This is a genomic window from Paraburkholderia sp. BR10937 (assembly GCF_040965695.1).
Lineage (GTDB): Bacteria > Pseudomonadota > Gammaproteobacteria > Burkholderiales > Burkholderiaceae > Paraburkholderia.
Genome location: NZ_JBFRCL010000033.1, coordinates 84760 through 98929 on the forward strand (window position 1 = coordinate 84760; position 14170 = coordinate 98929).

The following is a 14170-nucleotide window of genomic DNA, read 5'->3' on the forward strand; positions in this document are numbered from 1 at the left end:
CGGGGGCCGCCATGAGCGGCCCTCGGTTTTTTGCCCGCCGCTCACGCAGGTTCACGCAGCCTGAGCGTCGCGCGCGAGTCCCGCCATGAGGCCGCTTGCACGCTGCACCTTGGCGAGCACCGCGCGATCGAGCACGGAACGCCCCTCGGGCACCGTGAGCGTGAGGAACGAACGCGCACGCGTAATGCCGGTGTAGACGAGTTCGCGGGTGAGAATGGGGCTGTACGTATCGGGCAGCACGAGTGCTGCGTGCGTGAACTCCGAGCCCTGCGATTTGTGCACGGTGAGTGCGAACACCGTCTCCACGCCCTGCAGCCGGCTCGGCGAGACCCACTTCACGCCACCCGAGCCGTCGCCGGCCGGGAAGGCGACGCGCAACACGGGCGGCTCACCCACCTCGACGGGTAACTCCAGCGCGATGCCGATGTCGCCGTTCATGAGCCCAAGCTCGTAGTCGTTGTGCATGACGAGCACGGGCCGGCCCGCGTACCAGTCGCCGTGCGGGTCGATCAGTCCTTCTTCGTGCAGCAGGCGCGCCACGCGGCGGTTCAGGCCTTCGACGCCCCACGGTCCACGGCGCAGCGCGCACAGCAGCTGAAACGCGCCGTGCGCCTTGAGCACGCCAGCGGCCCAACCGGACAGCGCCTCGGGCGTCGCGCCGGGCTCGGGCCGGGTCGTGCGCATCGTTTCGAGGTAGTGGCGGTAGCCCTGGCGCTGCGCGTGCGCGGCGCCGTGTTCGCCCACGCGGCCATCGACGATCAGCGAGCGCAACGGGCCGTCATCGTCGGCGGGACACACGAGGCGCGCGAGATCCTCGTAACCGCGCGACCAGATCTTCGCGACTCCCACTGCATCGCCCAGGTTGACGAGTTCGGCCAGCGCGCCGATGCCGCTCTCCGATGCGAAACGATGGCTCTCGCGCAGCATCGCGATGGCCTGGTCGAGCGGCAGGCCGCGCGCGTCGAGCATGGCCGCGTCGATGCGCTCGCCCGTGGCCGCTTCGAGCCACGCCCGCGACGCCTGCGTGTAGTGCCCTTCGCGCGCGCGGTCGCACAATTCGCCCAGCACTGCCCCGGCCTCGACCGAAGCAAGCTGGTCCTTGTCGCCGAGCAGGATGAGCCGCGCGGAGGGCGGCAGCGCGTCGAGCACGGCGGCCATCATTTCGAGGTCGACCATCGAGGCCTCGTCGATCACGAGCACGTCCACGGGCAGCGGATTCGCGGCGTCGTGCCTGAAGCGCCGGCTGCCGGGCCGCGTGCCGAGCACGCGATGCAGCGTGGTCACGACGGTCGGAATCGCGTTGCGCAGCGCCACGGCGTCCACATGCGCCTGCAGCGCGTCGAACGGCAGCCGCTCCACCGCGCCCGCAATCGATTCGTTCAAACGCGCCGCCGCCTTGCCGGTAGGCGCGGCAAGCCGGATGCGCAACGGCCGCGCGGCACGCGCTCCCTGCTCCGCACGGCCGAGCGCGAGTGTCTGCAGGAGTGCCAATAATCTCACGACCGTCGTCGTCTTGCCCGTGCCCGGCCCGCCCGTGACGATGCTGAACGCGCTGCGCGCGGCGAGCGCGCAGGCGAGCTTCTGCCAGTCGGCGGCGCGCGCAACTTGGCCGGCGCGTGGCGTAAACAGCGCGTCGAGCGCCGCACGCGCGATATCGAGCGGCAACGCGGCTTCGAGCTGTGCCGCGCGTGTGAGCCGGCGCTCGATGCCCTCGCGCACGTCCTGTTCGTATTGCCAGTAGCGCCGCAAATAAAGCCGCGTGCCCGCCAGCACGAGCGGCGCATTGCCATGCGCGGCGTCGACAACCGCCGTCTCTTCGCTCACGAGATCGGGCACCGCGAGCGCCGCGCGCCACTGCGCGAGCGTCACGCCCGCGAGCACTTCGGCAGGCGGCTGCACCGGCACCGCGGCCAGCATTTGCGGCCCGTCGGGCGGCAAGGACAGCGCGAATGCCGGATCCTCCAGCGTGGCCTTCAGGTCGAGACACACATGACCGCGCCCAAGCTGATGGCTCGCCAGCGCGGCCGCCAGCAGCAGCAACGGCGGACTGTGCGGCGCTTCCGTCCACAAGAAGCGTGCGAATGCGGCATCGAGCGTACGGAGCCAGCCGCGCTCGACCCAATTATCGAGCACACCGAGCATTTGCCCGGCCGTTTCGCGCGCGGCCACTGGCCTCGGTTCCGGCGCGGCCTCCGGCATGTCCAGATTCTCGAACAGATCGCCGGTGAGGCCGTCCTGCCCTTTCGTGCGGCGCCTCGTCATGCCACATCCTCCAGCGCGTTGCGACGCGCGAAGAACGCGTCCAATCGTTCGATCAGCTCGCGCGGCGGCCGCTCGCAATGCAGCCCCTGCCCCGGCGCGCGGCCGCCGCGCAGGAACAGATACACGGCGCCGCCCACGTGGCGGTCGTAGTCGTAATCGGGCAGGCGCGACTTGAGCAGACGGTGCAGCGCGAACAGATAGAGCACGTATTGCAGTTCGTAGCGCGAATGCAGGATCTGCGCGCGCATTTTCGCTGGCGTGTAGGACGCATCGTCGGGGCCGAGCCAGTTCGACTTGTAGTCGGCCACGTAATAGCGGCCTTCGTGTTCGAACACGAGATCCATGAAGCCCTTGAGCATGCCGTTGAGCGTGGCGGCGTCGAGCGCGGGGCGCGCCTCGCCGTCCAGCGTGAATGCAGTGACAAGCGCGTCGATTGCGAGCGTATCGACGGCATGCGCCGTGACCCAGAACTCCAGCTCGGCCATATACGCACCGGGTTCGAACTGCGCGAACGCCACGGGCGCCACGCGCTCGCCTTCGATGTCGGGCAGGCGCAGCGGCGTGCGCACGAGTTCCAGCATCCACGCCGTGAGCGTCTCGATCCAGTGCGACCAGCCGCGCACGCTGCAGCGGCGCGCGACCATGTCGCGCACGCGCGCTTCGTCCTGCGCGATTTCGGCGAAGCCTTCGTTGGCGGCCCATTCCATCAGCTCGTGCAGGAAGGTGCCCGCGTCCGCGCCGCGCTCGAACCCGTGCATCGGCGCAAGCGCGGGTGCGACGAGCGTCTGGCCGGCGCTGGCAAAGGCATCGTCGTCCGCGGGCGGCACGCTCGCGTCGAGCAGTTCGAGGAACACGTCCTCGCTGCGCGTGTCGAGCGTGCCGCGCACATCGTCCGCTTCGACGGGCACGCCGGAACCGATCGACGTTTCGAGCGTCTTCAGGCTCGAATAGCTCGCGATCCACCAGCGTTCGCGCTCGCGATGCGCGAGCGTGCGCGCCTCGCCGCGCACGGCGCCGGTGTCGCGCAGCGCGAGCACGTCCCGGCGCGCGTGGGGCGCAGGCGCGACGGCGATGTCGGCGCACGGGCCGCGCAACCTGTCGAGCCATGCTTCGGTCTCCTGAGCAGGAATGGCCGCGCCGCCGCCCAGCAGGTACCCGAACGCGCTCGCCTCGACGCCCTGCACCGGTCCATAGCCGACCCACGTCGCGTAGCGCGCGCGCGTCAGTGCGACGTAGAGCTTGCGCAGATCTTCGCCGAGGCGCTCGCGATCGGCCTGACGCAGCACGCGCGCGTCGGCCTCGAGCGTGACGCGCAATTCGCCTTCGTCGTCGTGCCACTTGAACGGCACGTCGTCGGGCTTGACGGCGCGGTGCGCACACGCGAACGGCAAAAACACGAGCGGATATTCGAGGCCCTTCGACTTGTGGATCGTGACCACCTGCACGAGCCCCGCATCGCTTTCCAGACGCAACTGGCGCGCGTCGCCCCCGCCGCCCGCGCTTTCGTCTTCGCGCTGCTCGTCGAGATAGCGGATCAGCGCATGCTCGCCGTCGAGCTGCGTGCTCGCCTGTTGCAGCAGTTCGGCGAGATGCAGCAGGTTGGTGAGCGCGCGCTCGCCATTGAGCCCCGCGCCAGCGGCCTCGCCAAGCAGGCGCTGCGGCACGTGAAAGTCGTTGAACAAGCGGCGCAACATCGGCAGCACGCCCTTCCTGCGCCAGCATTCGCGGTACTCGCGGAACTGCAGCACGCGCGACTCCCACGCGATCTCGTCGTGCCCGAGCCGGTCGAGTTCGGCCCATGCGAGCCCGAGCGTGGGCGTAGCGAGCGCCGTGCGCACGAGGCGGCCGTCGTCGGGCTCGGCACAGGCCGCGAGCCAGAAGCGCAGCTCCTCGGCCTGCGGCGTCTGGTACACCGAGTCGCGATCCGAGAGATAGACGCTGCGCACGCCGCGCGCGGCCAGCGCTTCGCGTATCGCCTGCGCCTCGCTGCGGTTGTTGACGAGCACCGCCATGTCGGCGGGCTGCAACGACCGCATGCCGCGTTCGCCCGAGAAACCCGCTGCCTGCTCCTGGCCGAGATTGAGCAGGCGCACCATCTCGGTCGCGCAGCTGCCGGCCATGCCCGCGAGATACGCGCCCTTGCTGAGCGGCTTGCCATCCGCGGGAGGCGGCATCCACCAGACGTTGAGCGCGGGCAGCGCCGCACCGGCTGCAACCAGCTTCTCGGGCCGTCCATGCGCGTCCGCGGCCACGAACGGCAACGCGTTTTCGCATCCATCAGGGCTGCGAAACAAAAACGCACCACTGCCCTCGGGCCGCGATTCCGCCGCTTCGAAGCAGCGGTTCACCGCCTCGACCATCGCGCGCGTGGAGCGGAAGTTCTTCTTGAGCGTATAGAGCCGCCCTTCGCAGGCACGGCGCGCACGCAGGTAGGTGTAGATGTCCGCGCCGCGAAACGCGTAGATCGCCTGCTTCGGATCGCCGATCAGGACGATGGCCGTTTCGGCGTCGTGTTCGGCGATGCGATAGACCGCATCGAAGATCTGGTACTGAACCGGGTCGGTGTCCTGAAACTCGTCGATCAGCGCGACCGGATACTGCTTGCGGATGATTTCCGCGAGACGCGGGCCGTTCTCGCGCAGCAGCGCCGCGCGCAGCCGCGTGAGCAGATCGTCGAAGCCCATTTGCGAACGGCGCGTCTCCTCTTCCTCGAAGCGCTTCGCCACCCAGCGCGCCGCGTGACACAGCAGGTCCTGTTTCGCCACGGGCGGCGCAGCCAGCGACTCGCGCAAGCTTTCCATCGCCACGAAGGCCGCATGCACGGGCGGCTCGCCCTTCACCCAGATCTCTGCCAGACCGGCAGGGGTGAGGCGCGTCCACACGGCCGCCTTGTCGTCGAAGCCCGGATGCGCGGATTCGGGATCGTTGGCCCAGTCGCGCAGCTTGCCGATCCATGTTTCGCTGTGCTTCGAATTGAGCTTTCTGGCGTCGAACTGCTTCGCGGCGCGCGCCGCGTTGAGCAAGGCCTCGACCTCGTCGATCCAGACGCGCCAAGGCGCCTTCAGCGTTTCGAGTTCGTCGCGTGCGCGCTGGCGGGCGTCTGCGAGCGCCGCCTCGGGGTCGCATGCATCGGGCAGGAGATCGGCGTGCGCGAGCAGCCCGCGTATCGCGTCGTGTAATTCGTCGGGACTCGCGAACCATGCCCTCACTTCGGCGGCGCTCGCTGCGTCGAGGGGCGCCATGAAGGTGCGCCAGTAGTCGCGCACGACTTCGGCGCGCAATTCCGTCTGGTCGGTTTCGAGCGTCTGCGAAAAGAGGCTGTCGCTATCGAACGCGTGCTCGCTCAGCATGCGGTTGCACCAGCCGTGGATCGTCGAGACCGCGGCCTCGTCCATCCATTCGGCCGCCAGTTGCAGGCGGCGCGCGCACGCGGGCCACTGCTCCGGCGAATAGTCCTCGCGCAGGTCGTGCAACAGGTCTTCACCCGGCTCGCGCTCGGGCACGTCTTCGGGCTCGACGCGGAAGCAATCGGCGGCTTCGATGAGGCGCGCGCGAATGCGCTCGCGCAGTTCCTTCGTGGCTGCATCGGTGAAGGTCACGACGAGAATTTCGGGCGGCGTGAGCGCGCGGCCTGCCGTGCGCGCCTCGTCATCGAAATCCGCTCCGTCGCTTGCTGCGTTGAGCGCGCCGTGCCCCAACACGAGGCGCACGTACAGCATCGCGATCGTGAAGGTCTTGCCCGTGCCGGCGCTCGCTTCGATCAGGCGGCTGCCGTAAAGCGGGAAGCGCAGCGGCTCCAGGATTTGCGCGTCCATGTTCCCGAGCGGATTCATGCCGTCTCTCCTGCCTCGCTCGAGGCCCGCTTCGCACGCGACGACGCGAGCGGCGCGCGGCTCACCGGCAGCAGCAGCGTCGTGGCGAGCGTGATGAAATCGTCGTGGGCAGCGAGCGCGTTGAAATCGGGGAAGGCACGGCGCAAATACGCGTTCGTCTCGCACTCGCCGGGCGAACGGGCATTGCCCTCGTAGGCCGCGCGTGCGGCTTCCCACGCTTCGGCAGGCACCATCGCGCGCGTGCCGTCGAATGGATCGGGCAACTTGCGCAGCCATGCAAACGCGGTCTTCACCGCGAGCGGCAAGGGCCGTCGCGCCCCTTCGTCCCATGCGGCCAGCAGCGCGAGCAGATAGTCACGCGCAACCTGCACGTCGAGCGGCGCGAACTCCACCACGCCCACCTTGCTCACGATCACCGTGGTCACCGGACCGGCCGCGATCTGCGCGGCCGCGTGCGCGACCCAATAAGGTACGAGACGGTCGCTGCGGTAGCGGCTGTCCTTCACGAGCGTGCCCGGCTCCAGAATCACACGGCCGAGCGCGCCGTCCGGGCCCGCACGTAGATCGTCGAGCCAGTCGTCGAGCGAAACGATGCGGCCTTCCAGCGTCGCATCGAGACGAATTTCGTATTGATGCGCGAGCGGCTCGGGCCAGCGCGCGAGCGCCTTGCGATATTCGGCGAACAGCTCGGGCATGGGCGCGAGCAGTTCTTCGCCGATCACCTCGCCGAAGCCGCCGCTCGCGAGGTCGCCGCTGCGATGCATGCGCTCGAGGCGCGCAAGCGCGGCCGGTTCGAGATCGTCTTCGCCGCGCTCCATCGCGAGGACCTGCGCGCGGATCAGCTCGCCCTGGAACTGCCACGCCTGCAACGCGTCCACCTCGAAGGGCTCGTGATTTTCGCTCGCCGCATCTTCACTTTCGAAGGACACGCGCAGACGCTGCCGGAAGAAGCTGCGAACCGGCTCGCGCAGGAATTCGCCGAGTTCGCGAATCGACAGCGGCTCGTCGCGTTCAGTCGGCGCGAGGACTTCGGCGTTCGCTTCAGCCGCAGGCCGCACCTGTGCCGGCTTGCCCCACTCGTGCGCATAGGTGTAGAGCGTCGCCTCTTCGGGGCGCGGCGGAAAATAGTCCGGGCTGAACGGCTGCAGGCGATGCTCGATGGTCAACGCGTCGAGCAGCGCTTCGCCAGCGTTGTCTTCGTCGCCTTCGAGCCGCCAGCCGGCCTTCAGATGGTCGCGCAACTGTCCGACCAGCACCGAAGGCGGGCGCGGCGTGTTGTCGGTCACGCTGCGCCCGATCCACGAAACATGCAGATGGTCGCGCGCCGAGAGCAGCGCTTCGAGGAACAGATAGCGGTCGTCTTCGCGGCGCGAGCGGTCGCCGGGGCGATAGTCGCGACGCATGAGGTCGAAGTCGAGCGGCGTGCGGCTGCGCGGATAGTCACCGTCGTTCATGCCGAGCAGGCACACGCGCCGGAACGGAATCGCCCGCATCGGCATGAGCGTGGCGAAGGTCACCGCGCCCGCGAAGAAGCGCTGCGAGAGGCCGCCGCCTTCGAGCGCCGCGAGCCAGTTCTCCGCGACGATGGCGAGCGGCAGGGTCTGCGTGAGCGCCGCTTCATCGCAGGCCTCGCGCCATGTTTCGAGCGCGCCGTCGAGGCGGTCGAGCGTGTAGGCGTCTTCGTCCCGCGCCGCGAAAAAGGCCGCCTTCAACGCGCGCAGACGCTCGCACCACGCGTCCACCGTGGCCGGTTCGCGCAGCGTGCGCCACGCGTGATCGAGCGCATCCACGAGGCGCGTGAGCGGGCCCAGCAACGCGGCGTCGAGCCCGCCGATTTCGCTGTACGGTTCGATGCCGCGCCATGCGCCCGCACGCTCGCCCGCGGCGTAGCCCAGCAGCATGCGGCGCAGACCGAACGCCCAGCTGTTGGGTGCGCTGCGTTCGTCGGCCTGGGGGAGCCCGAGGCTCGCGCGCTGGCCAGCGTGCAGGCCCCAGCGGATATTCGCGCCGTCGATCCAGTTGCGCAGCGTCGGCACGTCTTCGGCGTCGATACCGAAGCGCGCGCGCACGGCCGGCACTTCGAGCAGGTCGAGCACGTCGCTCACCGTCACGCGCGAGTACGGCAGCGCAAGCAGCATTTCCAGCGCGCCGATGAGCGGGTCGAACGCGCGCTGCGCGCGGTCGGCCACGCTGAACGGAATGCTGCGCGGATCGTTGCCGTCAAGCAGGCCGAACACGGCCTGGATATGCGGCGCGTAGACTTCGATATCGGGCACCATCACGATCACGTCGCGCGGGCGCAGCGTGGGGTCCGCCGCAAACGCGGCGAGCAGGCGGTCGTGCAGGATCTCCACTTCGCGCTGCGCACTATGCGCGATGTGAAAGCGAATCGATTCGTCTTCCTGCGCATTGACCGGTTCCCAGCGCTCGCGCGTTTCGCCGAGCGGCCGCAGATCGCGAATGTCGTCTTGCAACTGCGAGAGCAGCGTGAGCGCGTCCTCGCCGTCGAACAGATCGATACGCTGGCCGATGCGCGTGAAATGCGGCGTGTACGTCTCGCGCGCTTCGTCGCTATCGTATTCGTCGAGCAGGCCGATGAAGTCACGCCCCTGCTTGCCCCAGGCCGCGAGCAACGGCTGGGAATGCAGATGCAGCTGCGCCTCGTCGAGCTGGTCCGGCGCGCCCGCGCGGCGGCGCTGGCGCGCGTGGCGTGCGCGCAGCAGGTCCTGGTCGGCGACGATGTCGGCCCAGTAGTGCATGCAGGGGTTATGCACGCACATCAGTACCTGGCTCCAGCGCGCGAGCGCCGCGAGGACTTCCACCGACTGGCGCGCGAGGCTCGAAATGCCGAACACCACGAGCCGGCGCGGCAAGCCTTTCGGCCGGGCCTCGCCCTCCTGCCATGACTGCGCGCGCGCCATGAACGCTTCGTGCACGGCGGCGCGCCCGGTGTCGCGCAGGCCGATGCCGTCTTGCGCCTGCGCGCCCACGTCCGCGAGCAGCGCGCGCCAAAGCGCCGCCTGCCAGCGCGCCTCCTCGGGCAACGGCGTGCGCACGTTGCGCGCGTCGATCAGCACGTCCTCGTTCGCCGCCCACGCAGCGAGCCAGTCCGCGCGATAGACCTGGTACTGGTCGAGCAGATCCGCCACGCGCTGCGCGAGCTGGAAGCACTTGCGCTGGTCCTCGTCGTTGGCCATGAAGCGCTTGAGCGGCTGATAGCCCGGCTCGTCGAGCAGCGCCGGCAGCATGCGCATGAGACGCCAGACGAGGCGCGACTTGTCGAACGGCGAGACTGCGGGCACCGCGTCGTTGCCGAGCACGGCGCGATACACCTGCCACAGAAAACGCGACGGCAGCGACATTTCGAACGCCGCCGCGATCCCGCAGCCACCCTCCTCGGGATCGGCGGCAAACGCGAGCTTGAGCCACTGCGCGATGCCGTTGCTCTGCACGAGGAACATTTCCTTTTCGAGTGGCGCGATCGGGTTCTGGCCGATCCAGCTCACGATCAGGTCGCGCATGCGCTCGGGCTGATTGCCGTGAACGAGCATCAGCCCGGTGGGCAGTTCGCGCGCGCTCAAGCGAGGCTCCGGCGCGCCAGATCCACGTGACGCGCGGGTTGGGCAGATGAGGCGAGGAAGCGGAGAAAAGGAATTGCGGCCATGTCGCCTGTTCGTGTTTGGTGCCGGTACGCGCCGATATGCGCCGATATGCGCCGGCACTTGCCGATACGAATGGCGCAGGCGGCATTGCGCCCGCGCGATGCGACAGTTTACGACAATCGGGACCGCGGCGAGCGCCGCTTTCGCGCACAGGCCGCGGTGTGGACTCCGGCAGGCGCGGCCTAGCCCAAACGCTTGCCGGTAGCCGGATCGAAGAAATGCAGGCGCGCCGGCGGCAGGTGCACCGCCAGCCGCTCGCCGGGCGTGGGCCGCGTTTCGTGCGGCAGACGCACCACCACATCCGCGCTGCCCCAGCGGCCGTGCGCGAGGTTGTCCGCGCCGAGCAATTCACAAGTCTCGACCTCGAGCGTGACCGGCTCGTTGGCGCCGCGCGCGTGCATATGCTCGGGCCGCACGCCCAGCACGCATTCGGCGCCCTTCGGCAGCCAGGCCGGCGCATCGCCGAGCGGCAGATGCGGCCCGTTGCCCGCGATTTCGAAGCGCCGGCCGTCGTCGCCCACGCGCCCGCGCAGCAGGTTCATGGCCGGCGAGCCGATAAAGCTCGCCACGAACATCGAAGCGGGCCGGTCGTACACTTCGCTGGGCGTGCCGATCTGCTCCGCGCGCCCGCCGTTGAGCACCATCACGCGCTGCGCGAGCGTCATCGCCTCGATCTGGTCGTGCGTGACGTACAGGCTCGTCGTACGCAGACGCGCATGCAGACGCTGGATTTCAAGGCGCATCTGCACGCGCAGCTTCGCGTCGAGGTTCGAGAGCGGCTCGTCGAACAGGAACACCGAAGGCTCGCGCACGATCGCGCGGCCCATCGCGACGCGCTGGCGCTGGCCGCCCGAAAGCTCGCGCGGCTTGCGCTCGAGCAGCTTGCCCAGTTCGAGGATTTCGGCGGCCGCCGCCACGCGCGCATCGATCGTCGTGCGGTCGAGCCCCTGCAGCTTGAGGCTGTAGCCCATGTTGCGCGCGACCGTCATGTGCGGATAGAGCGCGTAGTTCTGGAACACCATGGCGATGTCGCGATCCTTGGGCTCCACGCGATTGACCACTTTCTCGCCGATGGCGATCTCGCCCGACGTGATCGTCTCGAGCCCCGCGACCATGCGCAGCAGCGTGGACTTCCCGCAGCCCGACGGGCCGACGAGCACCATGAATTCGCCGTCCGCCACCTGCACGTCGATGCCGTGCAACACCTGTTGCGCGCCGTCGTACGACTTCGTGACGCCCCGTATGCTCAATGCCGCCATGCCGTCCCCCGAATTGCATTCATGCTTATTTCTCCACGTCCACGAGGCCGCGCACGAACCAGCGCTGCATGGCCAGCACCACCACGAGCGGCGGCAGCATGGCGATCATCGTCGCGCACATCACGAGGTGCCATTGCGTCGCTGCGTCGCCGCTCGAAATCATGCTCTTGATGCCCACCACGGCGGTCGTCATCGAAGCCGTGCTCGACATGAGAATCGGCCACAGATACTGGTTCCAGCCGTAGATGAACGTGATGACGAACAGCGACGCGATGTTCGTTTTCGAAAGCGGCAGCACCACGTCCCAGAAGAACCGCAGCGGCCCCGCTCCGTCGATACGCGCGGCCTCGATCAATTCGTTGGGCAGCGTGAGGAAGAACTGGCGGAACAGAAACGTGGCCGTGGCCGAAGCGATCAGCGGCAGCGTGAGGCCCGCGTAAGTGTTCGTGAGATGCAGCGTAGCCGCGACTTGCACCGTGGGGAAAATGCGCACTTCCACGGGCAGCATGAGCGTCACGAAGATCAGCCAGAACGCGAGGCGCCGGAACGGAAAGCGGAAAAACACGATCGCATAGGCCGAGATGATCGATATGGCGATCTTGCCCACCGAAATCACGAGCGCCGTGATGATGCTGTTCATGAGCATCACGCCGAACGGGCTCGCCGCGCTGCCCGTGCCCACGTTCCACACGGTGGCCATGTTCGCGAACAGATGGGTGCCCGGCACGAGCGAGAGCGGCACCGAGAAGACTTCTTTCTCGTTCATCGTGGCGGCGCAAAACGCCACGTACACGGGAAAGGCCACCACCGCCACACCGAGCAGCAGCATGGCGTGGCAGAACAGGTTGAAGTACTTACGGTTCTCGACCATCAGTACTGCACCCGTCGTTCGATGAAGCGGAACTGGAAGATCGTGAGCGCCGTCACGATCACCATCAGCACGACCGACTGCGCGCCCGAGCTGCCGATGTCGAGGCCCCGGAAGCCTTCGTCGAAGATCTTGTAGACGAGCGTGCGCGTGGCCTGGCCGGGCCCGCCGCCCGTTGCCGCATCGATCACGGGGAAGGTGTCGAAGAGCGCGTAGACCACGTTCACCACGAGCAGAAAGAAGCTCGTGGGCGAAAGCAGCGGGAACGCAATGCCGAAGAAGCGCCGCACGGGGCCCGCGCCGTCGATCGCGGCCGCCTCGAACAGCGACTGCGGAATCGACTGCAGGCCCGCGTAGAAGAACAGGAAGTTGTAGCTGATCTGCTGCCAGACCGATGCGATCACAACGAGCGCCATGGCCTGGCCGGGGTTGAGCGCGTGATTCCACGTCACGCCGAAGCGTGCGAGCGCAAAGGTCACGAGGCCGATGCTCGGGTTGAACAGAAAGCCCCACAACACGGCGGCAATGACGGGCGCGACCGCATACGGCCAGATGAGAAACGTTTGATAGAAGCGCTTGCCGCGCGTCACATGGTGCGCCATGGCTGCCAGCAGCAGCGAAATGGCGAGGCCGCCGAACGTGACGAGCGCCGTAAACACGAGCGTCGTCTGGACCGAGGCCAGATAGAGCGGATCGTGCAGGAGCCGCGTGAAGTTGGCGAAGCCGACGAAGACCGACGACGTGCCGAAGGCGTCCTGGGCCTGGGTGGACTGCAGCAGCGCCACCCCGGCCGGCCACAGGAAAAAGATCACGGTCACCGCAAGCTGCGGGCCGACGAGCAGGTACGGCAGCAGGCTCGCCCCAAAACGGGAGCGTTGTTCCATTGCGTCACTCTCCTCGAGTGGCGGCGTTCGGACGGGCGCGAACACCGGTTGACGCGGCTTGTTGATCGAATTGAGCCGCCTCTTGGGCGGCGCCGCGTTCGCATTCTAGCCGAGACGCGTGACAATGCGGGCCAAAGCACGGGTCGAAGCGCTGGACTGGAGTCCGAACTGAGGCGCCGGGAGAGGGAGTGACGCAGGGAGGCGGCGGGCGATCGGGCTGCGGAGCGTGTTGATCCGGCGCGCAGCGTCTCCCGATCGAGAAAATAGCGGGGGCGTCGCGCGCCCCCTGACTTCATCGTTCGACTGGCCGCTCAGGCGAGCGCCGCCGCGGCGAATTTGCCGATGTCGGTGGCCGGATCGCGCAGCGCGTCGAGGTCGAGCTTCACGCCCTTGCCCACGAGCTTCTTGCCGCACAGGAAATCGGGCATCGAATTGACGGCGTCGATCGCGAGCAGCACGCGGTCCTTCAGGTAGTACACCGCGAAGCGCCGCGCGGTCGGGTCGCCGCGCACGATGGCCTCGTCATAGCCTTCGAGCAGGCCCACCGTCTGCAGCTTGAGGTCGTACTGATCGGACCAGAACCACGGCGCGTCGCACGCGGGGCGCGGCTTGCCGACGATCGCAGCGGCCGCGAGCTTCGCCTGCTCCACCGCGTTGTGCACGCTTTCGAGGCGCCCCGCGCGGCCATAATGCGCAAGCGGCCGGTGCGTGCAATCGCCGATCGCAAAGACGTCCGGGTCGCTCGTGCGCGCGTCGTCGTCCACCTGAATGCCGTTGGCGCACGTGATGCCCGCCGCCTTCGCGAGCGCCTCGTTCGGCAGGATGCCGATGCCGACCAGCGCGAGCGTGGCGGGTACGATCTCGCCGTCCGCGAGCTTCACGCCGGTGAGCTTGCCGCCCTCGCCCACGAGCGCCTCGATCTTCGCGTTCAGGCGCAGTTCCACGCCTTGCACGCGATGCTCGTTCGCGTAGAACGCGGAAACGGTCTCGCCCGTCACGCGGCCCAGCACGCGCGGCGCGGCTTCGAGCACCGTGACCTCGTGGCCGAGCTGGCGCGCCGCCGCTGCCGCTTCGAGGCCGATATACCCGGCGCCGATCACCACCAGCTTTTCGCCCGGCTTCACGCGCTCGCGCAGCACGTCGGCGTCGGCGAGCGAGCGCAGCGCGATCACGCCGGCGAGATCGTGGCCCGGCACCGTCAACGCGCGCGGCGTCGAGCCAGTGGCGAAAATCAGCTTGTCGAATTGCAGCGGGCTGCCGTCGGCGAGCGTGAGCGTGCGGCTCGCGCGGTCGAGCGACTGCGCGCTCGCGCCGAGCTTCAGCTCGATGCGCTGCTCGTCGTAGAACGCGCGCGGTTTGAGCCACAGGCGCTCGACGTCGGCCTCGCCCTTCAAATAGGCCT

Annotated in this window: 7 protein-coding genes; all 7 read right to left on the bottom strand. The window is 68.3% G+C overall.

All coding sequences use genetic code 11. The annotated features are described in order from the left end of the window. Window positions 1-51 precede the first annotated feature (51 nt). Window positions 52-2262 carry an exodeoxyribonuclease V subunit alpha gene (gene recD, locus AB4Y44_RS25665; RefSeq protein ID WP_368701218.1) on the bottom strand — a complete coding sequence of 737 codons (2211 nt, stop codon included), beginning with the start codon at window positions 2260-2262 and terminating at the stop codon, window positions 52-54. Further along, window positions 2259-6095: an exodeoxyribonuclease V subunit beta gene (recB, locus tag AB4Y44_RS25670; RefSeq protein ID WP_368701219.1), complete on the bottom strand. Its 3837-nt coding sequence runs from the start codon at window positions 6093-6095 to the stop codon at window positions 2259-2261. Before recB ends, recD begins: the two co-directional genes overlap by 4 nt. Beyond that, the gene (recC, locus tag AB4Y44_RS25675; RefSeq protein WP_368701220.1) at window positions 6092-9676 is read right to left on the bottom strand and encodes an exodeoxyribonuclease V subunit gamma; all 3585 of its coding nucleotides are present in this window, start codon (window positions 9674-9676) and stop codon (window positions 6092-6094) included. Before recC ends, recB begins: the two co-directional genes overlap by 4 nt. 263 nt (window positions 9677-9939) lie before the next feature. Then, window positions 9940-11016, bottom strand: coding sequence for a sn-glycerol-3-phosphate import ATP-binding protein UgpC (locus AB4Y44_RS25680; RefSeq protein WP_368701221.1), 1077 nt, complete (start codon window positions 11014-11016; stop codon window positions 9940-9942). 25 nt (window positions 11017-11041) lie between these two features. Next, window positions 11042-11887: a sn-glycerol-3-phosphate ABC transporter permease UgpE gene (gene ugpE, locus AB4Y44_RS25685; protein ID WP_368701222.1), complete on the bottom strand. Its 846-nt coding sequence runs from the start codon at window positions 11885-11887 to the stop codon at window positions 11042-11044. Continuing rightward, window positions 11887-12768 (bottom strand): sn-glycerol-3-phosphate ABC transporter permease UgpA, encoded by an 882-nt coding sequence (ugpA, locus tag AB4Y44_RS25690; protein ID WP_254317602.1) that lies wholly within the window; start codon window positions 12766-12768, stop codon window positions 11887-11889. The genes ugpE and ugpA overlap by 1 nt, the downstream gene beginning before the upstream one ends. Before the next feature lie 311 nt (window positions 12769-13079). After that, window positions 13080-14170 (bottom strand): NAD(P)/FAD-dependent oxidoreductase (locus AB4Y44_RS25695; protein ID WP_368701223.1); only part of this gene is annotated, 1091 nt, incomplete at its 5' end.

Excerpts from the sequence above, each read along its gene's own strand:
- recD (WP_368701218.1), bottom strand. The coding sequence starts at position 2,262 with ATGACGAGGCGCCGCACGAAAGGGCAGGACGGCCTCACCGGCGATCTG.
- recB (WP_368701219.1), bottom strand. The coding sequence starts at position 6,095 with ATGAATCCGCTCGGGAACATGGACGCGCAAATCCTGGAGCCGCTGCGC.
- AB4Y44_RS25680 (WP_368701221.1), bottom strand. The coding sequence starts at position 11,016 with ATGGCGGCATTGAGCATACGGGGCGTCACGAAGTCGTACGACGGCGCG.
- ugpE (WP_368701222.1), bottom strand. The coding sequence starts at position 11,887 with ATGGTCGAGAACCGTAAGTACTTCAACCTGTTCTGCCACGCCATGCTG.
- ugpA (WP_254317602.1), bottom strand. The coding sequence starts at position 12,768 with ATGGAACAACGCTCCCGTTTTGGGGCGAGCCTGCTGCCGTACCTGCTC.